The organism is Limnohabitans sp. (assembly GCF_046052765.1).
Classification (GTDB): domain Bacteria; phylum Pseudomonadota; class Gammaproteobacteria; order Burkholderiales; family Burkholderiaceae_C; genus Limnohabitans.
This window is the reverse complement of the sequence record NZ_JAVLFQ010000066.1, coordinates 1-21,848: the sequence shown is the minus strand read 5'-3', so window position 1 is coordinate 21,848 and position 21,848 is coordinate 1. Positions and strand designations below refer to the sequence as shown.

The following is a 21,848-nucleotide window of genomic DNA, read 5'->3' as shown; positions in this document are numbered from 1 at the left end:
TTTATTCTTTGATCAGTGACTGACCCATTTTTGACACATGATGAACAAAATTCCCTACGGTAGGCAACAGATTTCCGAGAGCGATATACAGGCTGTGGTTGATGTACTGCACTCTGATTTCCTGACACAAGGCCCTGTTGTTCCTCAATTTGAAGCCGCAGTGGCCAATTATTGCCATGCACGGCATGGCGTTGCCGTAAGTAATGCAACTGCGGGTTTACATATTGCCTGCCTGAGCTTAGGTCTTGGCAAAGGAGATAGCTTGTGGACAAGTCCTGTTTCATTTGTAGCCTCAGCTAACTGTGCGTTGTATTGTGGTGCAAGCATCGATTTTGTCGATATAGATCCACGCACATTCAATATGTGTCCCATCGAATTAGAAAAAAAACTTATTCAAGCCAAGCTTATCGGTAAATTACCCAAAATTGTCATTCCTGTTCATATGGCAGGACAGCCATGTGATATGGAAACAATCTATAAACTTTCACTGGAATATGGCTTCAAAATTATTGAAGATGCTTCACACGCTATTGGTGCTCGCTACCAAGGTGAACCAGTAGGTAACTGTAAATACAGCGATCTAACTGTTTTTAGTTTTCACCCCGTCAAAATAATTACGACAGGTGAAGGTGGCATGGTCTTAACCAACAATACAAATTATGCAAAATCATTGATTCAATTAAGAAGTCATGGCATCACTAACGATCCAAATGATATGCAGGATAGGCCATCCAATGAGATATGGAACTATCAACAAATTTCACTAGGTTTTAATTATCGAATGACTGAGATACAAGCTGCTTTAGGCATCAGTCAACTCAAAGAAATTGATAATTTCATAAGTAAAAGGCATTGTATTGCCGAATTTTATAATCAAGCATTCAAAGGCCTGCCCATAGTTACACCTTGGCAAATGTCAGATTCTTATTCGAGTTATCACCTTTATCCTATTCTGATTTCTGAGTCAGATACAACAGTCAGCCAACAAGACTTGTATCAAGCAATGCATCTCAAGGGAATACAAGTTAATCTTCATTACATTCCTATTTACTTGCAACCTTTTTATGCATCTCTAGGCTTTTTTCCTGGATATTGTCCTAATGCTGAGTCGTATTTCAAAGGCTGCATCAGTATTCCTATGTATCAAGGTCTCAAGGAATCTCAACAAATTTACATCATCGATTCTTTAAATGAATCTTTAGTCAAAAAACATAGCAAAGCATATTTTTTATCCGTATAAGATCAAATGAATATTGCAATTATTCCTGCAAGAGGTGGTAGCCAAAGAATACCAAGAAAAAATATTAAATTTTTTCATGGCAAACCTATGATCGCTTGGTCTATACAAACAGCAATCAAGACTAAATGCTTCGATAGGATTATTGTTTCTACAGATGATGAAGAAATTGCAAATATTGCCAAGAATTTTGGTGCTGAAGTTCCATTTTTAAGACCACTTCACTTAAGTGACAACCATACAAGCACTGGAAAAGTGGTACGGCATGCACTTCATTGGCTTGATTCGAATGGAACAAAACCAGATGCAATTTGCTGTATTTATGCTACTGCCCCGCTCATGCGAAGTGAAGATTTAATTAGCTCAAAGCATATATTGTCAAATCATCCTGTTGATTATGTATTCAGCGCTACTGAATTCAATTTCCCCATACAACGTGCTTTTTATATCAATGATCAAGAACAGCCTGTGATGTTCCAACCTGAACATATGCAAACACGTTCACAAGATTTGACCAAGGCCTTTCATGATGCTGGTCAGTTTTATTGGGGTACAGCTGATGCTTGGAAATTTGAAAAACCAATTTTTTCAATCAATTCAAGACCCTTATTGATTCCAACATACCGAACACAAGACATCGATACACACGAAGATTGGTTAAGAGCTGAAATGCTTTTTTCACTTTTATCAAACGAAAATTTTACAAAAGGTTGAATCATGAATAAACGTTCTTTTGCTACTCCACAAGAGGAATTTTGGGCTGGTGAATTTGGTACAACCTATATTGAGCGTAACCAAGGTAGTGCCTTGCTTGCATCAAATTTAGATTTTTTTAGTAAATCATTAAGTAAATCTCAGCACTGTAATAGTTGTATTGAATTTGGTGCAAATATTGGGATGAATCTCAAGGCATTGAAGTTACTGTTTCCATCGTTAGAAACATATGGGATTGAAATTAATAAAGATGCAGCTACTGAACTAGCTCAATCAATACCAGCTGATAATATTTTCAACCAATCTATTCTTGAATTTAATTCAAAATTAGAGTGCGATCTTGTTTTAATTAAAGGTGTGTTGATACATTTAAATCCAGACGTGTTACCCGTTGTATACGAAAAGCTTGTCAATGCCTGTAAGCGTTTTCTACTGGTAGCAGAATATTACAACCCTACACCCGTTAGTATTAACTACAGAGGCCATAACGACAAACTCTTTAAGAGAGATTTTGCAGGAGAAATTATGGATCAACACCCTGGTATGCAGTTAGTCGACTATGGATTCAGTTACAGAAGAGATCCCAATTTTCCACAAGATGATATTACTTGGTTTTTATTAGAAAAAAGAAAGACAGCATGAAAGCACTTATCCGCACTGATTCCTCCCTCATGATTGGCAATGGTCATGTCATGAGATGTATGGTTCTTGCTAATTCATTAAAGTCTGTGGGTGTAGAAGTTGTATTTTTATCAAAACCTTTGAAGGGTAATTTGATCGCATACATGCGATCAAAAGGTCACACAGTGTTTGAAATTCCAACCAATCAAGACTTTATAGAAACCGATCCGGAAAGTCCAATGTTGGAATGGCACCAAGATGCAAGTTCATGTTTGAACATCATAGGTAGCGATTATTTTGATTGGGTGATTGTGGATCACTATGGATTAGATGCTAAATGGCATCAAATCATCAGACCAGTATGTCGACAAATTTTGGTATTAGACGACTTAGCTAACAGGGTTTTAGATTCTGACGCTTTGATAGACCCTAACCCAGGTCGATCAATTTCTGATTATTCTTTATTTACCAAGCCCTCTACCAAAACATTCATTGGTCCAGATTTCGCACTACTCAAACCATCATTTGCTGAATTAAGAGAGATTAGTCTTTCAAGAAGGCAAAATGCCAAAATTCGCCACATATTAGTGAGTTTAGGCGGCGTAGACGCGATGAATGCCACTACCAGAGTATTAGATGCATTGAATCATTCCATATTCACTGAAGAAATTCAAATTACAGTTGTTTTGGGTTTACATTCACCTTGGCGTAAAGAGATTGAATCTCAAATAACTCATATGAGTTACAACACACGTATTTTATTTCAAACTGAACACATGCCTGAGTTAATGTGTGATGCAGATATAGCGATTGGTGCGGCAGGAACCAGTGCTTTAGAGAGATGCTGTATGGGTTTACCAAGTCTTCAATTGATTCTTGCTGACAACCAAACCACGGCCGCTATGGCACTTGAGTCTTTAGGTGCTGCAATAACCATTCCGCTCAACAATGATTTAAGTTCATCCATACAAGCTGCATTGTTTCAACTATTGCAACCTCAATTCTTACAAACTATGCAATTAGCATCATCCCAAATAGTGGATGGATTAGGCAGTCAAAGAGTACTTTATGAGGTAATGAATGTCGAATAACAATTTGACAATCCGTGAGATTGAATTAAAAGATCTTGATGCTGTACTGAGATGGCGTAATGATCCAGCAATTCGTCGTTATATGCTGACTCAACATGAAATAACAGTTGATGAACACGCTCAATGGTTCGAATCTATTCAACATAATTCTAATAAACATGTCTTGATTGTTCAAGAATCTCAAATACCATTTGGCTTGGTTCATTTCACAAAATTAAATAAGGATGAAGTGATGGATTGGGGTTTTTATGTAAATCCTTCAGCTACCAAGGGCTCAGGAATGAAGTTAGCCAAACTTGCTTTAGATTTTGCATTTATACAAAAAAAATGGCCTAAAGTTTGTGGAAATGTGCTGTCTATCAATTTTTCTTCGCGTCGATTCCATTTGAAGTTAGGATTTAAACTTGAAGGTGTTTTAAGGGAGCAAGTTCATATAAATAATGAATGGCTATCTCTTTGGTGTTTCGGGCTATTGGCTTCAGAATGGAATCCGTTATGACCAGGGCTGCTACGCATTTAAATATTGGTGGACGCCTTATCGGTCCTGGCCAACCACCTTATGTCATAGCTGAGATGTCAGCAAACCATAACGGCCAACTCTCGAACGCATTCAAGATCATTGAAGAAGCTAAACGATGCGGAGCGGATGCAGTTAAATTACAAACATACACTCCAGATACCATTACCCTAAATTCCAATTCGGATGATTTTAAAATCAATGGGGGTCTATGGGATGGCCTCACTTTATACGAGCTTTATACACAAGCTCATATGCCTTGGGACTGGCATAAACCACTTTTTGATCACGCCCGTCAAACGGGCATCACGATTTTCAGCTCACCTTTTGATTCAACTGCAGTGGATTTATTAGAAGATTTAAATGCGCCAGCTTATAAAATTGCTTCATTCGAGGCGATTGATCTACCTCTGATTCAATATGTAGCTTCTACTGGTAAGCCTATGATTATTTCCACAGGCATGGCTGACGCGGATGAAATTCAAGACGCAGTTGACGCAGCGCTCTCCAGTGGATGCAGCCAACTCGCCTTACTGTATTGTGTGAGCGGATATCCTGCACCTGCAAAAGACTACAAATTAAAAACAATGCAAGACATGGCAACGCGTTTTGGATGCGTAACAGGTCTATCAGATCACACCATAGACAATACAACCGCCATAACCAGTATTGCTTTAGGTAGTTCACTCATTGAAAAACATTTCACCTTAGATAGAAATGGCGGTGGTCCTGATGATAGCTTTTCACTGGAATCGGAAGAATTGAAATCATTATGTGACAGTGTTTTAACGGCATGGAATTGCCTTGGAGATGTTGACTACGGGCGTCAATCAAGTGAAAAAGCCAATGTTCAATTTCGTCGATCACTCTACTTTGTTGAAGATTTAAAGGCTGGACAAATCATTACTGCTGATTCTGTGAGAAGTGTCAGACCTGGTTATGGTATTGCGCCCAAATTTTTGAATAATGTTATTGGCAAACAAACTTCTAGAAAGATATCTAAAAATACGCCGGTATTATTTAACTCTTTTAAATAATACTAATTCAAAGATTATGATGAAAAGGAAATAAAAATGAATAACTCTATAATTTTTCGGTATGAGTTGACCTGCCCCCTTTTGCCTTACCACTCATTAGTTGGAAGTCCGGGTTAAGGTTAATCTAAATTTGAATTAATGGATTCACCTTCATTGGCAGCTCGCTGCCGATGAAAGTGGGCGAACTCAGCAGATGGAATTCTTCCAACGCTGCTATGTGGTCTGACCTGGTTGTAGTCCTGTTTCCAGATCGAGGTCGCATTCCTTGCTTGTTGCAATGTCTCAAACCAGCTCTCATTGAGGTGTTCATCCCGAAACTTGCCGTTGAAACTCTCGATATAGCCGTTTTGCATTGGGCGACCCGGTTGAATCAAGAAATGACGAATGCCATGTGTTTGTGCCCATGCCATGAACACCCTGCTGGTGAACTCCGGGCCGTTGTCGGTTCTCACCATATCTGGATAGCCCCTGAACACGGCTGCCCTGTCTAACAAGCGGGTCACATACTCACCCGAGATACCGAAGTCCACAGCAATATCCACACACTCGTGGCTGAAGTCATCGGCCACTGTCAAGTATTTGAGCCTGCGTCCATTGCTCAAGCTGTCGGATACGAAATCCATGCTCCACACCTCATTGACCGCCTTGGCCAGTTGCAATGGCACTCGCTCATTGAGGGGCCTTTTACTCTTCTTGCGTTTACGCACAGCTAGATTGGCTTCTCGGTACAAGCGGCACACACGCTTGTGATTCACACCAGGAAAGTCCCAGCGCAGCAAATCATGCACCCGGCGATAGCCAAACCTACGACGCTGATGGGCAATATCAACGATTCGGCATCGCAGGGCCTGTGTTTGCTCACTGGCCATGGGTGGGTTGCGAAAACTGTCTCTGCTCAGCCCCACAAGTCGGCAGGCACGGCGCTCGGAGAGTTGAAATTGCTCAATCATCTTGCCGATCGCCTCGCGCTTGACCTGTGGGGCTAGCGCTATACCCCAAATACGCCTTTGAGGGCATGAATGTCCAGGTGGGCCTCAGCCAGCAATTTCTTCAGCTTAGCGTTCAGACTCAAGTTCGCGCAGTTTGCCCGCATCTGAGGCCTGCATACCACCGTACTTGGCCCGCCATTTGTAGAAAGTGGCATCGCTAAAACCGCCGCTGCGGCACAACTCCTTGATCGGCATGCCTGCTTCGGCTTGCCGCAAGAACCCAATGATCTGTTCGTCGGTAAATCTGCTCTTCTTCATGCCCGTCATTCTCCATGGTGACGGACTTCACAAACTTTACGTTGGTACAGTTGAGAGGGGGCAGGTCACTCATTTATTTTTGAAATTCCGTGCCATGTTTTATGGGACAGTTGTTACCACAGAGCGGCAAATTTGACGGATCTTTGACGATAAGTCAGCAGTGGAAGGGCTTTCAAGCCGCAAAAAAGCGGCAAAAGTAGGCCACACATGGTCAATACCTTGGGAACAGATATTGCTTTATTACCTCAATAGACAAAAGATCTTTGTCTGCCTTGGAGTAAAACATGTCTCTTTATCAACAGCTCATCGACCCGAATCAGGCAGTAGCGTTTTTTGAACAAGGCTTGATCAAACGATTTGAACCTGAAGAAATTCGTCTGGCGATTCAGTCCTTGCTGGCTGAACCTGAACATCACAAATTGGCACACGCATTGGGCGATGCAAGCCTGGCACTTTACCCTGAAAGCGAAGACATGCTAGCCATCAATGGCTTATTGGCAACCATCCGTGAAGACTGGGAATCAGTCATCGAGTACTTGTTGCAACTTCTTGCCGCTAGAGAAGAAAGAACAGATGCATTCACCTATCAAGTTTTGATACATGCTTTGAAACAACGCATGGAGTATGAAGCAGCATTAAATCTGCTGACCTTGGGTTTGCAGCATTATCCTGATTCAAATGAATTAAAGTCTGAATTGAATTCACTCCATCAGTTGGTCAACGCCATGAGTGAACAACAGCTTTCACAATAAAGCAGGAACCAGCATGAATCACACGGCGACATTGGTGGACATCAAAGGGCTTTACACGCTTTCAAGTGTTGCTTCCAACATTTCCCCTTTGATCCCCAAGCAGTTTTTTCAAACCTATAAAACATCCATGTTTGACACCGCGCATGCACATCGCATCGAGGTGTTTCGAAGCCTTCATCCAGAGTTTGATTTTTATTTTTACGACGACGATGCCATGAACGACTTCATGCAGACGCATTGGTCGCATCACCCTATTTTCAAAATTTACCAAGGCGCCAAATTTGGTCCTTCTAAAGCAGACATTTGGCGTTACTGTGTTTTGTATTCCAAGGGCGGCATTTACCTCGACATCGACTCGGAAATTCAATTCAATATGAATTCGATTCCTGCGCAAGTGGGTGAAATGGTGTCATTTGAAGAAAATGTATTAGGCAACTTTACTTGGCACGAAGGATGGCCCTGCGGCCCTTTCTTTGCACAAAAAAATTACCAAGAAAATCTGCTGATTTGCCCCGGTAACATTGCCTTGCAATGGTTGCTGGCCTTTCGACCTGGTCACCCCATATTGGGGCGAGTGATTGAGTTGATTGTTGAAAATTCAGCGTTTTATGCCAACCGAAAATTCGAAAACGTGCTGCATGCGGTGGTATCTTTCAGCGGGCCTGTCATTTTTACCCAGGCCGTTTGGGAGTACGTTAACAGCGGACAAGCCATGTACCAACTCAGTTATGATTTCAACCGCTTGGCGGTATTCAAAAGCATTCCCGAACCCGAGAAAAGTGTCTACTTGCAAGACACTGATTACTACGCTAGAAAAGCCAACACCGAGGTGTTGGTCCTTTAAGCTCAACTTTCAAACCTTGACGAACAAAGCGTCATTAGGGTATTTGTGTAACAACTTGAAACTCAGCGTCATCATCAAGGCATTGAGTGTTTCAAAGTTAATCTGACCTTCATATTGTTCGTCGTCTGAAAACTCAGTGTAAAAGTAACGAGTTCTTTGCAAAGTTTCTTGTGCACCCAAAATCAAGTCGCTTTCTGCACCCTGCACATCGGCCCAGATGAAGTCCACCTCACCAATTTGGTTGTCACGCGCCCAGTCGTCCAGTTTGATCATTGGCACAGGAATTTGTTTTTCAAATTTCACGCCTGGAAACACCTGCAGATGGGATTTGGGCTTGCGAATCGAACCAGAATGATCCCAGCCTGCGGGGTCAATATGCTCAGCACCTGAGCTTTGGTTGAACATCACCACACCCGAATTGGCACCCACAGCAGCCTCGATCAATTGCACCTGAGAATGGTGAATCATAGCCTTGAATTTGGCAATGGCCCTGGGGTCAGGTTCAAAACAATGTACCTTGGCATGCGGCATTTGCTCTAAAAAAGTAATGGTGGACTGCCCGCAATTAGCACCAATTTCCAAAATCAACGGGCTGTGTTTACCAATCAAATTGAACATGTGCATGGCATTCAGTTCTTCACCAAAGTCAAAGCCTGAATAGGCGTTGTGAGGAGTCTGCGCAGATTGTGGATGGTTCATCAGGTTCTTTCAAAAATTGGCATCAAGCGGCCAGGCGAGGTCGTAAGAAATCAAGCAATGCCTGATCGGAAGCTTGCATCGAGTTGGGTTTGCACTGATTAAAGGCTTGCAGAGATTGCAAGGCTGGAACTGCCTCATTGAGCAACCACTGGGCATAAGCCAAATGCAGCCAAGACGACGAGCGATGGGGTTCGAAGCGCAACACATGGGCTAAGTGCAGACGAGCGAGATGGGCTTGTCCCTGGTTCAAATGAAACACTGCCAATGTGTGGCCAAGTTCAAGCAAATCTGGGCCAGTGAAAAACTTGCTGGCCTCTTGCAACAGCTCGATGGCCTGGTCTACCCGACCACTGACACCCACCAGATTGCATGTTTGCAATAAAGCACTCAAAGGCACGGCCCTTGCCTGCAATTGACGCTTGACTTCACGCGAACTGACAAAGGGTAGCGCAGAGGGTTGTGGCCAGTCTAACAAAGGATGAATCTCGCCAATGAGTCTGGCCATTCTTTGAAAGGTGGAGCCAGAAAACCCCACAATTTGTGCTTGGGCCAAGATCAGCATGTCGATGGTGGCTTCCATCACCGATTCACGACCACGTTGGATGTTGCCGTTGTAGATACGGCCATCATCATCCGCCGTCGTTTGGGTCCAATCGCCTGTTGATTTCTTCTCTACATGGTGCAACTTGGGTCGGCTGTGAACATGGGGATGCGCACTGGCCAAGGCTTCGGCCACTGGATCGTCTGAGCAAACATAAAACCGTGCATCGGGGTGTTGCATGACCAAAGTTTGCACTTCCAAATCGGTCAAACCCACATTCAAGTCGGTGCGACGCAAGTGGATGCCATGGAAAGGGCCTTGCAAATGGTTTTGCATGAATGCTATGGCTTGCGCTCGAATTGGAGCGGCAAACTCCAAGGCTTTCAATTCATCGCGGATGGCCGACATAGGCACCCAATCAGGCATCAAAGCAGGATAGAAGAAAACGGTTTGGCCTTGACGCAATGCCTTGGCTTGAAAATCAGACAACGACGCATAGTCATAGGCCGAAGCAAATTCCACCCCCAAAGCCGTTGAAGCGATCTCATCGTGCAGCAGCATGACGGCCTCATTCAATTGCCCGTGCAGGTCTTTCAACGAGGCCACGCTCAAAGGCATGGGGGTATCAAAAATATCTTCAAAAGCGGCCGCACACCAATTATTGATGGGCCAATGTACTTGGTAAGTCAAATCAAAATGCTTGGCCACAGCCAAACCTGCTAGCAAGGCATTGATGCGGTTGCCAATACCCCCGTCACAAAAAATAAAAAAAGAAGCTTTGCTCATGGCGTCAAAATACTTCCAACAATTGGTGACATACATCCGTCCAGGTGATGCGCTGAACAGGTTGCGACATGGCTTTTTTTCGTCCCAAGTTGGCCAACACGTCAGCGATTTGCTCAGTATCGGGTTCTATATAGGCATTGACGGTCAAATGCTCTTTGAGTGATGCATTCTCTATCAACGTGCCATCAACAGGGTGGTATCGGTCGCCTTGCAAAAAGTCGTCTGTGGCACCGCCGCGCGTTGCCACCACGGGCGTGCCGCAGGACTGCGCCTCCAAAGCTGGCAAATTGAATCCTTCTGCACGGTAGGGCGTGACATAGGCGTCTGCCACGTTGTAGAGGGCATTGAGTTGCGACAAATTGAGGTGTCCTGAGATCAAGCGAATCGCAGGCAACAGGTTTGCATCGTTTAGGCCGGCTTCACTCAGAATCTGGTAGACATAAGTTTCTGAATTCATCAAATAGGTGGAACGCTGGTCTTTCAAAATCAATTGCAAACGACGGTTTTTTTGACGTGCTGCTGCAAATGATTTCAGCAATACATCCAGTCCCTTGTTCCAATGGTGGGTGCCCACATTCAACAAGACCACATCGTCTTCATCAAGACCCATGTTTTGCCGGTTCAAGGCAATGCCCTGGGCGTCCATAGGGAAGAAATACGCCTCGTCTACGGCATGGGGTATCACATGGATGATGTGTTCTGGCACGCCATTGGCTAACAAACGCTGCTTGCTCCACTGGCTGGGCGTGTGAATCTGCCCGCCCCTGGCCGCATATTCTTTGGCAAACCCTTCAGGGTGTGCGTCGGTGTCCAAACCAAATTCAGTCACCACAAAGGTCAGCGTGGGCAAGCTCGTTTGCGTGCTCAATTCCAATGGAGCATATATTTTGTAAACCGCTTGCGCCATCACAGGTTGGGACAGGTTCTCCAACAGACTTTGATCGGCGGGTGAAAAACCGGCTGAATTTTGCCCCTGTCCCCAATGCGCCATGATGAAGGGCATGTCCACATGCTGAAGCCGCACCATGCCCTGTTTTTGAAAGGCCAGCATTTGAAACTGGTTAACCAAAGCGTAAGAGTGGCTGATACCGCGCCAGCCTTCGATGCGCAGTGTTTGAGGGGGTGTGGTTATGGTCATGGAAGCGTCTTTAGGAGGCCAATTCGGGGTTATTACGGTGAAAATGGACCAGCCCTTTTTCGATGGAGCGTGCCAAGCGATGGGGCTGCTGTTGAACGCTGGCAAGGCGTTGACGCAAATCGTTTTTGATGTGTATGCGTTGATCGGGGTGTGACGCCAGACGTACCACCTTGTCTTCGTAATTTTGCCAATCGTGGGCAATCCATTCGCTCAAATTCAGCGAGGTCAAAATACTGCCCCCCCATGCACGAGACCATGGTTTTGCCACTCAAGGTGACAAGGGGAACACCGGCATTGAGTACATCTCTGGTGGTGGATCCACGGTTGTAGGGGTGGCTGTCTATCTAGAGCAAGGTTTGGCGCGTTCATGGGACCAATGAAAGTGATTGAACCCATTTTGCAAGCAAATAGCGCACCAGTCTATGAATTCACCATGTATTGCAATTCGATCTTGATCAATCCAATTCATTTGAATTCTTAATGACTATATGTTGTTCTTAAAATAATTTTTAAGAAAACTCCAAGACAGCAAGCACTCCACCACTGCCTATGGCAAATACGACACAGTGCAGGCATGGTGTGGCAAAAAATCGCCTCCCCCTGAGTCTTTCAGAACTCAGGGTAAGACGCTGACCTTTGACAACGGCAAAGAGTTTGCGGGGCATGCGCATATTGATAAACAACTTCAAAGCACGGCCTAATTTGCCAGACCATTTACCAGCTGGGAACGGGGCAGCAATGAAAACCTCAACGGTTTGCTGCGCCAATACATTCCAAAGAAACGAGCCATGTCCACAGTCAGCGATGAGGAAATTAGAATGATTCAAAACAGATTGAATATCAGATCAAGAAAAAGATTGGGATTCAAAATACCCTCAGAGGTGCTTCATCAATCACTCAAGCGCGTTGCACTTCGAACTTGAATCCGCCATTTTTATAATATTTTCAATTTCTTTTGATAATACTTTTTTCCCGCTAGATAACTTAATTGTATTTTTTAACGCAATACTTTCATCCTTACTTAATTTTGAAATTTCTTTAACGCGTTGAACATATTTATCTTTGTCGTCAACACAATAATCAGACATGCTGATACTACTTAGTATGCTTAATCCCATTCGAGAGACCATGGTTTTACCGTACATAGTAACCATGGGTAACCCCGCTTGCACAACATTATTTGTGGTGGATCCACAGTTATAAGGAAAGGTATCCAAAAAAACATCTGCAAGCTTTAATCTTTGTTTGTATTCTTCGTAATTTGCTCTGGTAGAAAAAACTATTCTTTTTGTATTTACTCCAAATTTAGCTATGTGCAATTTTAAATTTCTGGTTGTCAATGCATTATCGTCAATCAACCAGAGCACTGAAGTGGGTATTTCATTCAATAAATTAATCCATATATTGAACATATCAGGCGTAATTTTGTAGGAATTACCAAAAGCGGCCATGACAAAGGCTTCCTCCGGTAAGCCACATTGTTTTCTTGTGATGGTTAATGGTGGATCTGTATCTGGCGTTAAGGGAATAAAGCTGCTTTTCAACCTCAAAGGTTTTTCAGCAAAATACGGTTCGAGTTCTTTCGGAAAAGCCTTTTCATCTGTGATCACAAAATCAAACCAAGGCATGCCAGTAGTACCTATGAATCCAAGATAGGTTCCTTGTAATGGGGCGGGATGCAATGCAAATATGCCTGGTCTAGCGCCTGAACTCAAGCCATGCAAGTCTATGAGCACATCAATTTCGTCATGCAACACAACTTCAGCCACTTGCTTGTCCGTCAAGGAATGCACGAATCTGATCGTATCAAACGATTTTTTCAGTCGTTCTCGATGTGATGTCCCATCTTCTACGCTGAAATCGTATGCATATATTTCGTATTGAGATCTGTCATGTCCTTCCAACAATTCCGCCATCAACAAACCCACGGCATGAACGCATAAGTCGCCCGATACATACCCAATTCTTTGACGCTCGTGCTTGTATTTTTTTCCTTCGCAAAGGTTTTCTTCTTTGAAGCTATAGGTTCGTCCCACGAACGCATGGGCAGTCAATAACTGTTGTACCGGATCATCCGTCAGCGCCAACATGGCCAATGGAGAAGTTGCCATGAGCATCTGATGACGAGAAATACCAGGTAGGGACTTGTAGACAGGCCATTCACACGATTTCTGCCTGATATGCACCCAATGCTGAATGACCCCAGGCTGCTTTGGATTCAGGGCTAAACTTTGCGTAAGCGCCACCTGTGCCTGTTCGTATTGCTTTAAATCCTCATGAACTCGGCCCATGTGGTTCCAAGCAGTGACTTTTAATTCGTCACTGATGATTTCTTGTGTATTCTTTTGCGTAACCAAGCTTTTCCAAACCAAGATAGCTTTTTCCCGCTCCCCTCTTCGCTCCAAAATCAAGCCAAGATTGATACAAGGTTGGGCAAAAAATGGCCGTAACACCAAGCATTCGCGGTATATTTTTTCCGCTTCCTCGCTTTGACCTGTGCTTTGTAGCAGTGAGCCATGGTTAAACATGGCAAGCACTTTATTGGGATCAGCAGTGTGCGAGGTCCAACATTTATACAATTCAATAGCTAATTCTGGATGCCCTTCTGATTGAAAAGTATCAGAAAATGAGAAAAGCTGCGCCATAGTCATTTGGCCGTTTTCAGCCAGAGCCAAGCTGCTCACAAATGTTTGCTGCATTGATGACGGATTTAGCATGCGAATGTTCTTTGACAGTTAATCTCCAAAGACACAAGCAAAAAACAAGCCAGAGCCTAATGCTGGCTTGTTATCAACCGTCAGGACAAGTAGGTGTTTGCCGCCAATAGCGTGGGGACACTGGCTAATGCACTTGTCTGCACATCCGACATTGCATTGATCTGATCCAAGGATAGCGCTTTAACTTGAGCAACTGTCATATTCACCAATTGATAGTTTGTCAACGCAGTTATTTTCGTGAAATCTATGGCTGAGACTTGGGCCGTGGACAAAGCAGACAACTGGGAAGTGGTTAAGTTGCGTACTTGGTCTGTTGTCAATGCTGCGATCTGATCTGTAGTTAATGCGGCCAATTGAGAAGATTTCATTGTTGACAGTTGGGTTAATGTCAAGGCTGCCACATCAGTAGTCTCTATGGCCTTCAGTTGAGCCACACTGAGAGAAACCAGTTGTGAAGTACCCATGTTCCTCACTTGCAAAGTGCTTAGTGCTGCAATTTGGAGGGTGCTTAAAGCAGCTAGTTGTGATGTTTTCAAAGCCGCTATTTGTGCTGTCGATAGGCTATTTAAATCGACAGTTTCCATAGAAGCCACTTGGCTTGCCGACAAGGACTGTATCTGACTGGTAGTCAACTGTGCGAATTGCGCAGTGTTCAACGCTTGGATCATCGATGTACTCAATACACCCACCAGCTGTGAAGTAGTCAACACTTTTATTTGGTCGGTTGTAAGTGATGTGACTTGATCAACCGACAAACCCGACATTTGTGAAGGTTTCAAAGCCACCAATTGCGAAGTCGACATTGCTGAGATATTTTCAACGGTTAATGACTTGAGCTGTGAAGCACTTAAACCGCTGAGTTGCCATGTGGACAAACTGGTCAATTGATCGGCTGAAATTGAAGCCAATTGTTCGGTTGTAAATGCCGCCAATTGACTCGAGCTAAATCCATCCAAATAGTTACCTGCAATCATTGCCAAATCTTCAATTTCTATTGCAGAAATTTGCGTGTTACTCAACGACTTGAGTTGAAGCGAAGAAAGTTCTAAAAATTGATCTTGTCTCAATGCACGAATCATTGCGGTGCTGAAGCTACTTAACTGTGATGTCAGCATCGCATCCACTTGATCAGTAGTCAAAGACGCTACTTGATCTATAGATAAACCAGCAATTTGATTGGTTTTTAAGGCGGCAAAATTTGAAGCCGTGATGGCTGCAAGATCTGAAGTCTCTATAGACTTAATTTGTGCAGCACTCAAACTTGTCAATTGCAAAGTGTTGAGATTAGATATTTGGTAAGTTGTCATTGCCACCAGTTGCTCAGAAGTGAGTGCAGTAACTTGAGAGGTAGTAAATCCAGCAATTTGAGACGTGGCTAAAGAAATCAATTCATCGGTGGTTAGCGCGGAAATTTGCGATGAAGTCAGTGAAGCCAAGGTTGTTGATGAGATTGTTTGCAGTTGACCTGTGCTCAAAGCTCTGATCATGGATGATGACAATGAAGCGGCTAATTGCGCAGAAGTCAGCGCAGCAAATTGGGTGGTGGTAAGCGACGCAACTTGTGCAGTGCTCAATCCAGCTAACTGTGTTGATGTCAACTCGCGGATACTGGCCGTTGTCAATGTGACCAGGTCATCTGTTTTAATGGCTTTCATCTGGCTTGCTGACATGCCCACTAACTGCGAAGTAGTCAAATTGGTAATCTGTAAGCTGCTCAGTGCGGCAAATTGATCTGTCGTCAAATTCGCGACTTGTGCAGAAGTTAATCCACCGAGTTGTTTGGTGGTCATGCTGGCAATCTCATCCGTTGAGAATGTTGCAATTTGAGCGCCGCTCATCGCTGAAAGCTGAACGCTATTGAGGGCGCTGATTTGGTATGTTGACAAGGCAGATACCAGTGCCGTCGTCAGCCCTGATTTCAATTGCGACGTGGTCAATGCCGCCACCTGTGACGAAGTCAGTGCAGTCAGTTGGGCGGTTGACATTCCCTTTATTTGCGTAGAGTTGACGTAATTGGCGATTTGGGTAGTCAATAAAGCGGCTATTGCATCCGTCGATAAATTAGAAAATTGGCTGGCACTCATCCACGACAATTGAGATGACTCCAAAGCAGCTATTTGACGGGTAGTGAATGCGCCAAATTGCGCAGAATTCAATGCCTTGAATTGATCGGTACTCAAGTTAAGAATGCCTGTGCCTAAAGCAACCAAATCTTGAGTCTCTATGGCCTTTATTTGAGCACCTGAAAGAAGTGATAGTTGAGATGTACTTAGGTTAAGTACTTGAGTAGAACTCAATCCTGCTATTTGCAATGCAGTCAAAGAACTGAATTGATTGGTGGATAAATAGCCTAATTGCGCTGTTGTTAATGCCGCCACATCTTCACTGTCAATCACTGTTAACTGATCCGTACTCAATTTAACCAATTGACCAGAATTCATGGCGCTGATTTGAACGCTGCTTAATGCTTTGATTTGAGCGGTGCTCATACCACGCATGGTTGCGGTTGACAGAGTAACGATTTGAGCAGTTGTTATATTGGAAATTTGATCGGTTGTTAAAGCAATGATCTGCAGTGCGCGTAAATTAGCAAATTGCTTGGTAGTTAAGTTGGTAATTGCATTGTTTGAGAGCGAGGAAATTTGACTGGTAGTCAGACCCCGCAATTGATCTGTGGTGAGTAACTGTATCTGTGATGTATTGAGAGCTTGCATTTGCGCCGTGGTCAACGCGGCAATTTGACTGCTTTTGATGCTCAAAAATTGATCTGTACTCAATGATTGCAATTGATCACGAGAAAATGCGGCCAACTGTGCGTTGGACCAAGAAGATAACTGCGTTGTAGTGATTTGAGACAGTTGACTGGTAGACAGTGAATTGGTTAATGTGGCACCAATCAAAGACATTTGTGTCGCTGAAAAACTAGTCAATTGCGCAGTACTTAAAGCAATCACTTGATCACCGCTTAAACCCGACAATTGGGATGCGCTTAGGGACGTCAACTGTGCTGTAGCCAAAGTGGATATGACTGCGGGATCAACCGCAGCAAATTGCTGCGAACTCAGGCTGGTGAGTTGCACTGTCGTCATCGCCTTCAATTGGTATGAAGTCAATGAAGCCATCAAATTGGTACTGAATTGTGACACTTGTGCCGTGGTCAACGCTTTGATTTGGGCGGTTTTCATTACAAGCAATTGCTCCTGACTTAAGCCAGTCAATTGTTTGGTACTGAGTGATACCAATTGACCAGTCCCTAATGCCACCCAGTCTTCGTTTTCAATTGCACCAAGTTGTGCTGAACTGATCCCACTCAGCTGTTTGGTTGACAAATTGCTTATCTGAAGTGTCGTCAATCCAGCTATTTGCTCTGTCGTCAATACACCTATTTGTTTGCTGGTCAGTAAAGCAACCGAAGACGCACTTAAACCTGCCACATCAACAGCTTCCATGGCTGCCAACTGAGTCGAGGATAAATTCAACAGTTGGTTGGTCGTTAGGTTTGCAACTTGATTGATTGACAAGCCTTTTATTTGGTTGACTGTGAAACCACTGATTTGCGTTGTGTTCAGCGCTCTTAATTGCGCTGTAGACAACATATCCAATTGATCCAGACTCAAAACAGACAATTGACTTGACTTTAAGCCCGCTATTTGAGCCGTCGAAATCACAGAAACTGCATCGGTCTTAAGGGCTGAGATTTGTGCAGTAGTTAAAGCAGACAATTGATTGGATTGTAAGTTTCCAATTTGATCCGTGTTCATAGCAGCCAATTGCGCTGTCAGCAATGAAGCAATCTGATTGGTCGTCAGCTTTGATAACTGAGCCGTGGTGAATCCTTGCAATTGATCTGTGCTGATAACAGCCAATTGCGATGTAGATAAGTAGGCAAGCTGAGCCGTACTCAAACTTATTAACTGATCTGTGGTGAATGTTTTGATCTGAGTACTTGTCAGACCCATGACTTGTGCACTGTTGAAGGCTGCAATTTGTGTGGATGTCAAATTGCGGGTCTGAGCTGTAGTCATTGCAGCTAATTGAGAAGTCTTCAGCGCTTGGATTTGAGACGAAGAAATACTGATCAAATCATCTGATTCAAGTGCAGCTATTTGACCGCTGGTGAATGATGATATTTGGCTGGAATTGAAATTACTCACTTGCTCAGTTGTCAATGCAACTATCTGAGCAGAATTCAAAAAGCTGATTTGTCCTGTGCCCAGTCCTGCCAATTGACCAGTGGTTATTAAACTGATCTGATCGGTTGTTAAACCATTCAATTGTCCAGTTGTTAATTTGCTCAACTGTAGCGTTGACAGACTTAGCAAATCATCGGTTTCAAATACACGAATTTGTGCAGCAGTCAAACTACTTAACTGGGAGGTGCTGAGTTTGGAAATCTGTATAGATGTCAGCGCCACAATTTGATCAGTGGTCATCGCTGACAATTGACTGCTATTCATTACTTTGAGCTGCTCTGAACTCAATATTGAAATAGCCAGCGTATTCATTGCTGCAATATGTTTACTACCTAGTGCTACGACTTGCTTGGTGGACAATGCATTGACCTGATCTGATGTCAAGGCCAATACTTGGGAGGTGCTTAATCCGCTGACCAGTGAGGTACTTAGATTTTGGATTTGAGCAGTCGATAAGGTGACAATCTGCGCAGTACTCAATATTGCAAGTTGAGAGGATTGCAACCTATTGATTTGATCTGTGGTTAAAGCCGCCAGGTCATTAGTTTCTAAGCCTATGATGGCAGCTGTACTCAATGCCGCAATTTGATTTGTGCCCAATGAAAAAACTTGCTGCGTACTCAACGATGCCAACTGTGATGAATTGAATGCAGCAACTTGCGCTGTGGTCAATAGTTTGATTTGAGTTGAATTTAAGGTGACTAAATCGTCAGTTTCAATCGAAGCTATTTGCTTGGTATTTAAAGCCAGTATTTGCGTAGTTGTTAATTGACTGAATTGATTGGTAGACAGTCCCACTATTTGGGATGTATTTAAACTGCTCACTTGTTGTGATGTCAGGCTAGTGAGTTGGGTGGTACTTATATTTGCCAACTGTGCTGTTGTGATATTTGCGATAACGCTTGTTGACAAGCTCTTGAATTGTGCGGTTGATAACAGCGCAAGGTCTTCGCTTTCCATAGCCACAACTTGTGTCGAACTTAATGCGGCAATTTGCGTAGTTGTTAACACTTTCACTTGATCAGTCGTGATAGCCACCACTTGATCGGTTGTCAGTCCAGCCATTTGACCTGTGGAAAGCCCTTTGATTTGGCTTGCTTTCAAATTACTGAAATCATTAGCGCTGATAGCATTCAATTGTGATGTTTTCAGCGCCCCGATTTGAATGCTCGACAAACTCAATAAATCATCTGATTCAATAGATGCAACTTGTCCAGTTGTCATCGCTGCGACTTGTGATGTTGTCAATTTTGAAAATTGACCGGTTGACAGCGCAACCACTTGGTCCGTTGTCAATGACGATACTTGATTGGTACCTAATGCAGCAACTTGGGTATTTTTTAATACATTCACTTCCTGTGTAGTCAAGGCTGCAATTTGCGCAGTGATTAATGCAAATATTTGATTGACTGAAAAGCTATTTATTGCACTGGTACTCAAACTACTGATTGCAGTTGTGTTGAGAGCTACAACCTGAGCCGTTGACATCGCCGCGATTTGAACGCTTGTCAATGATGAGATTTCAGCGGTCGTTAAAGCAATGTCAGCGGTTGCCAACGCTCTTATACCGGCCACCGTAAGGCCGGAAATACCTGAAATTGCTGTAGCCATCAAATTCTCCAAGCACTTGGAAATACCAAGTCATGGATTTGCATCGGCATGAAAGGGCAAAAATTTACAATTTTTGCCCTTTCTTTTAGTTGACTACGATAAAAGTCCTGATATTTGCGCCGTTGTGATGGCCGCCAAATCTCGGGTTTCCATCGCCGCCACCTGAGTCGATGTGAGCGCGACCAACTGATCTGTAGTTAAATTAACTACTTGCAGTGTTGTCAGGGCAACCACTTGTGCCGTTGTCAACGCTTCAATTTGATCTGTTGTCATCGTCTTTATCTGTGCCGACGTGATGGCAGCAAAATCATCCGTCTGCATCGCCACGATCTGCGCCGTTGTCATCGCAGTCAACTGTGATGTTGTCAAGGTGCTGACCTGGGCTGTGCCCAATCCCACGACCTGATCCGTGGTCAAGGAAACGATTTGCTTGGTTGACAAACCAGTGATTTGCGCGGTTGTGACCGCTGCCAAGTCTGCGGTCTCCATGGCTGATATCTGCGCTGTTGTCATCGCTGCCAGTTGAGATGTCGTCAAGTTGCTGACCTGGGCTGTACCCAGTCCCACTACCTGCGCTGTCGTCAATGCAGTGATGCTGGCAGAAGTGATGGCCGCCAAGTCTGCCGTCTCCATCGCCGCGATCTGCGCTGTCGTCATCGCCGCCAGTTGCTTGGTCGTCAAAGTGCTGACCTGCGTGGTACCCAAGGACACTACTTGTGCTGTTGTCAAGGATGCCATCTGCGCTGTTGTCAGTGCTGTGATTTGTGCAGACGTGACCGCCGCAAAGTCTGTGGTCTCCATCGCCGCCATCTGCGCGGTCGTCATCGCCGCCAGTTGCTTGGTCGCCAAGGTACTGACCTGCGTTGTACCTAAGGCCACTACTTGCGCTGTCGTCAACGAAGCCATTTGCGCTGTGGTCAATCCAGTGATTTGTGCTGACGTGACAGCTGCAAAGTCTGTGGTCTCCATCGCTGCGATCTGCGCTGTCGTCAGCGACGCTAACTGCGACGTGGTCAAGGTGCTGACCTGCGTTGTACCCAAGGCGACTACTTGCGCTGTTGTCAATGAAGCCATTTGCGCTGTGGTCAAGGCAGTGATTTGTGCAGACGTGACCGCTGCGAAGTCAGTGGTTTCCATCGCCGCGATCTGCGCTGTCGTCAGCGACGCCAGTTGCTTGGTCGTCAAAGTGCTGACCTGCGTCGTACCCAAGGCGACTACTTGCGCTGTCGTCAACGACGCCATTTGCGCTGTCGTCAAGGCTGTGATGCTGGCCGAGGTGATGGTTGCCAAGTCTGCGGTCTCCATCGCCGCGATCTGCGCTGTTGTCATAGACGCCAACTGTGCGGTGGTCAAGGTGCTGACCTGGGCTGTGCCCATTCCAGCCACTTGCGCTGTCGTCAATCCACTGATGTTCGCTGTGGTGATAGCCACCAAGTCGGCCGTCTCCATGGCCGCGATCTGCGCTGTCGTCAGCGCCGCCAGTTGCTTGGTCGTCAAAGTGCTGACCTGCGTCGTACCCAAGGCCACGATCTGATCTGTCGTCAATGCCGCCATCTGCACTGTCGTCAGTCCAGTGATTTGTGCTGACGTGACCGCTGCAAAGTCTGTGGTCTCCATCGCCGCCATCTGCGCGGTCGTCAGCGCCGCCAGTTGCTTGGTCGCCAAGGTGCTGACCTGTGTCGTACCCAAGGCCACTACTTGCGCTGTCGTCAACGAAGCCATTTGCGCTGTGGTCAATCCAGTAATTTGTGCAGACGTGACCGCTGCAAAGTCTGTGGTCTCCATCGCCGCCATCTGCGCTGTCGTCAGCGACGCCAACTGCGACGTGGTCAAGGTACTGACCTGCGTCGTACCCAAGGCGACTACTTGCGCTGTCGTCAGAGACGCCATTTGCGCTGTCGTCAAGGCAGTGATTTGTGCAGACGTGACCGCTGCAAAGTCTGTGGTCTCCATGGCAGCCATCTGCGCTGTGGTCAGCGACGCCAACTGCGACGTGGTCAAGGTGCTGACCTGCGTCGTACCCAAGGCGACTACTTGCGCTGTCGTCAGCGACGCCATCTGCGCTGTGGTCAAGGCAGTGATTTGTGCAGACGTGACCGCTGC

Annotated in this window: 14 protein-coding genes and 3 pseudogenes; 9 read left to right on the top strand and 8 right to left on the bottom strand. The window is 44.8% G+C overall.

Features of this window, described 5'->3' with window-relative positions:
- Window positions 1–40 precede the first annotated feature (40 nt).
- From pseC to pseI, 6 genes are read left to right on the top strand one after another with little or no spacing between them, the layout of a single operon-like run.
- The gene (gene pseC / locus AC9UG7_RS09835; RefSeq protein WP_509587141.1) at window positions 41–1,240 is read left to right on the top strand and encodes a UDP-4-amino-4,6-dideoxy-N-acetyl-beta-L-altrosamine transaminase; all 1,200 of its coding nucleotides are present in this window, start codon (window positions 41–43) and stop codon (window positions 1,238–1,240) included.
- 6 nt (window positions 1,241–1,246) lie between these two features.
- Window positions 1,247–1,951, top strand: a complete 705-nt coding sequence (gene pseF / locus AC9UG7_RS09830) for a pseudaminic acid cytidylyltransferase (RefSeq protein ID WP_509587138.1) — start codon at window positions 1,247–1,249, stop codon at window positions 1,949–1,951.
- 3 nt (window positions 1,952–1,954) lie between these two features.
- On the top strand, window positions 1,955–2,593 hold the full coding sequence (locus tag AC9UG7_RS09825) for a pseudaminic acid biosynthesis-associated methylase (protein WP_509587136.1): 639 nt from the start codon (window positions 1,955–1,957) through the stop codon (window positions 2,591–2,593).
- Window positions 2,590–3,663 carry a UDP-2,4-diacetamido-2,4,6-trideoxy-beta-L-altropyranose hydrolase gene (gene pseG, locus AC9UG7_RS09820; RefSeq protein WP_509587133.1) on the top strand — a complete coding sequence of 358 codons (1,074 nt, stop codon included), beginning with the start codon at window positions 2,590–2,592 and terminating at the stop codon, window positions 3,661–3,663. Before AC9UG7_RS09825 ends, pseG begins: the two co-directional genes overlap by 4 nt.
- Window positions 3,653–4,162: a UDP-4-amino-4,6-dideoxy-N-acetyl-beta-L-altrosamine N-acetyltransferase gene (gene pseH / locus AC9UG7_RS09815; protein ID WP_509587131.1), complete on the top strand. Its 510-nt coding sequence runs from the start codon at window positions 3,653–3,655 to the stop codon at window positions 4,160–4,162. Before pseG ends, pseH begins: the two co-directional genes overlap by 11 nt.
- Window positions 4,108–5,217: a pseudaminic acid synthase gene (gene pseI / locus AC9UG7_RS09810; protein ID WP_509587128.1), complete on the top strand. Its 1,110-nt coding sequence runs from the start codon at window positions 4,108–4,110 to the stop codon at window positions 5,215–5,217. Before pseH ends, pseI begins: the two co-directional genes overlap by 55 nt.
- Before the next feature lie 119 nt (window positions 5,218–5,336).
- On the opposite strand, the pseudogene AC9UG7_RS09805 reads toward pseI, so the two are convergent.
- Window positions 5,337–6,464, bottom strand: a pseudogene (locus AC9UG7_RS09805) (IS3 family transposase).
- A 284-nt stretch (window positions 6,465–6,748) separates the two neighbouring features.
- Between AC9UG7_RS09805 and AC9UG7_RS09800 the strand changes: the two are divergent.
- The gene (locus AC9UG7_RS09800; RefSeq protein WP_509587125.1) at window positions 6,749–7,216 is read left to right on the top strand and encodes a hypothetical protein; all 468 of its coding nucleotides are present in this window, start codon (window positions 6,749–6,751) and stop codon (window positions 7,214–7,216) included.
- A gap of 13 nt (window positions 7,217–7,229) precedes the next feature.
- Window positions 7,230–8,060, top strand: a complete 831-nt coding sequence (locus AC9UG7_RS09795; RefSeq protein WP_509587122.1) for a glycosyltransferase family 32 protein — start codon at window positions 7,230–7,232, stop codon at window positions 8,058–8,060.
- 9 nt (window positions 8,061–8,069) lie between these two features.
- Here the strand turns inward: AC9UG7_RS09795 and AC9UG7_RS09790 are convergent, their stop codons facing one another.
- From AC9UG7_RS09790 to AC9UG7_RS09775, 4 genes are read right to left on the bottom strand one after another with little or no spacing between them, the layout of a single operon-like run.
- On the bottom strand, window positions 8,070–8,759 hold the full coding sequence (locus AC9UG7_RS09790; RefSeq protein ID WP_509587119.1) for an FkbM family methyltransferase: 690 nt from the start codon (window positions 8,757–8,759) through the stop codon (window positions 8,070–8,072).
- A gap of 22 nt (window positions 8,760–8,781) precedes the next feature.
- On the bottom strand, window positions 8,782–10,086 hold the full coding sequence (locus AC9UG7_RS09785) for an O-fucosyltransferase family protein (RefSeq protein WP_509587117.1): 1,305 nt from the start codon (window positions 10,084–10,086) through the stop codon (window positions 8,782–8,784).
- Window positions 10,087–10,090: 4 nt separating this feature from the next.
- Complete coding sequence (locus AC9UG7_RS09780) at window positions 10,091–11,224, bottom strand: glycosyltransferase (protein ID WP_509587115.1); 1,134 nt, start codon at window positions 11,222–11,224, stop codon at window positions 10,091–10,093.
- Between the two features lie 10 nt (window positions 11,225–11,234).
- The gene (locus AC9UG7_RS09775) at window positions 11,235–11,492 is read right to left on the bottom strand and encodes a hypothetical protein (RefSeq protein WP_509587112.1); all 258 of its coding nucleotides are present in this window, start codon (window positions 11,490–11,492) and stop codon (window positions 11,235–11,237) included.
- A 355-nt stretch (window positions 11,493–11,847) separates the two neighbouring features.
- Here AC9UG7_RS09775 and AC9UG7_RS09770 point away from each other — a divergent pair.
- A pseudogene (locus AC9UG7_RS09770) lies at window positions 11,848–12,147 on the top strand (IS30 family transposase); the annotation flags it as partial.
- Here AC9UG7_RS09770 and AC9UG7_RS09765 read toward each other — a convergent pair.
- From AC9UG7_RS09765 to AC9UG7_RS09755, 3 genes and pseudogenes are all read right to left on the bottom strand, one after another.
- A complete protein-coding gene (locus AC9UG7_RS09765) occupies window positions 12,118–13,941 on the bottom strand; it encodes an O-linked N-acetylglucosamine transferase, SPINDLY family protein (protein WP_509587109.1) in 1,824 nt (607 codons plus the stop codon). The pseudogene AC9UG7_RS09770 and the gene AC9UG7_RS09765 overlap by 30 nt on opposite strands.
- Before the next feature lie 80 nt (window positions 13,942–14,021).
- Window positions 14,022–19,745, bottom strand: coding sequence for a hypothetical protein (locus AC9UG7_RS09760; RefSeq protein ID WP_509587106.1), 5,724 nt, complete (start codon window positions 19,743–19,745; stop codon window positions 14,022–14,024).
- 93 nt (window positions 19,746–19,838) lie between these two features.
- A pseudogene (locus AC9UG7_RS09755) lies at window positions 19,839–21,848 on the bottom strand (heme utilization protein); the annotation flags it as partial.

Bases quoted from the DNA above. Each gene is read 5' to 3' on its own strand.
- pseC (WP_509587141.1), top strand. From the start codon at position 41: ATGAACAAAATTCCCTACGGTAGGCAACAGATTTCCGAGAGCGATATA.
- pseF (WP_509587138.1), top strand. From the start codon at position 1,247: ATGAATATTGCAATTATTCCTGCAAGAGGTGGTAGCCAAAGAATACCA.
- AC9UG7_RS09825 (WP_509587136.1), top strand. From the start codon at position 1,955: ATGAATAAACGTTCTTTTGCTACTCCACAAGAGGAATTTTGGGCTGGT.
- pseG (WP_509587133.1), top strand. From the start codon at position 2,590: ATGAAAGCACTTATCCGCACTGATTCCTCCCTCATGATTGGCAATGGT.
- pseH (WP_509587131.1), top strand. From the start codon at position 3,653: ATGTCGAATAACAATTTGACAATCCGTGAGATTGAATTAAAAGATCTT.
- pseI (WP_509587128.1), top strand. From the start codon at position 4,108: ATGGCTATCTCTTTGGTGTTTCGGGCTATTGGCTTCAGAATGGAATCC.
- AC9UG7_RS09800 (WP_509587125.1), top strand. From the start codon at position 6,749: ATGTCTCTTTATCAACAGCTCATCGACCCGAATCAGGCAGTAGCGTTT.
- AC9UG7_RS09795 (WP_509587122.1), top strand. From the start codon at position 7,230: ATGAATCACACGGCGACATTGGTGGACATCAAAGGGCTTTACACGCTT.
- AC9UG7_RS09790 (WP_509587119.1), bottom strand. From the start codon at position 8,759: ATGAACCATCCACAATCTGCGCAGACTCCTCACAACGCCTATTCAGGC.
- AC9UG7_RS09785 (WP_509587117.1), bottom strand. From the start codon at position 10,086: ATGAGCAAAGCTTCTTTTTTTATTTTTTGTGACGGGGGTATTGGCAAC.
- AC9UG7_RS09780 (WP_509587115.1), bottom strand. From the start codon at position 11,224: ATGACCATAACCACACCCCCTCAAACACTGCGCATCGAAGGCTGGCGC.
- AC9UG7_RS09765 (WP_509587109.1), bottom strand. From the start codon at position 13,941: ATGCTAAATCCGTCATCAATGCAGCAAACATTTGTGAGCAGCTTGGCT.
- AC9UG7_RS09760 (WP_509587106.1), bottom strand. From the start codon at position 19,745: ATGGCTACAGCAATTTCAGGTATTTCCGGCCTTACGGTGGCCGGTATA.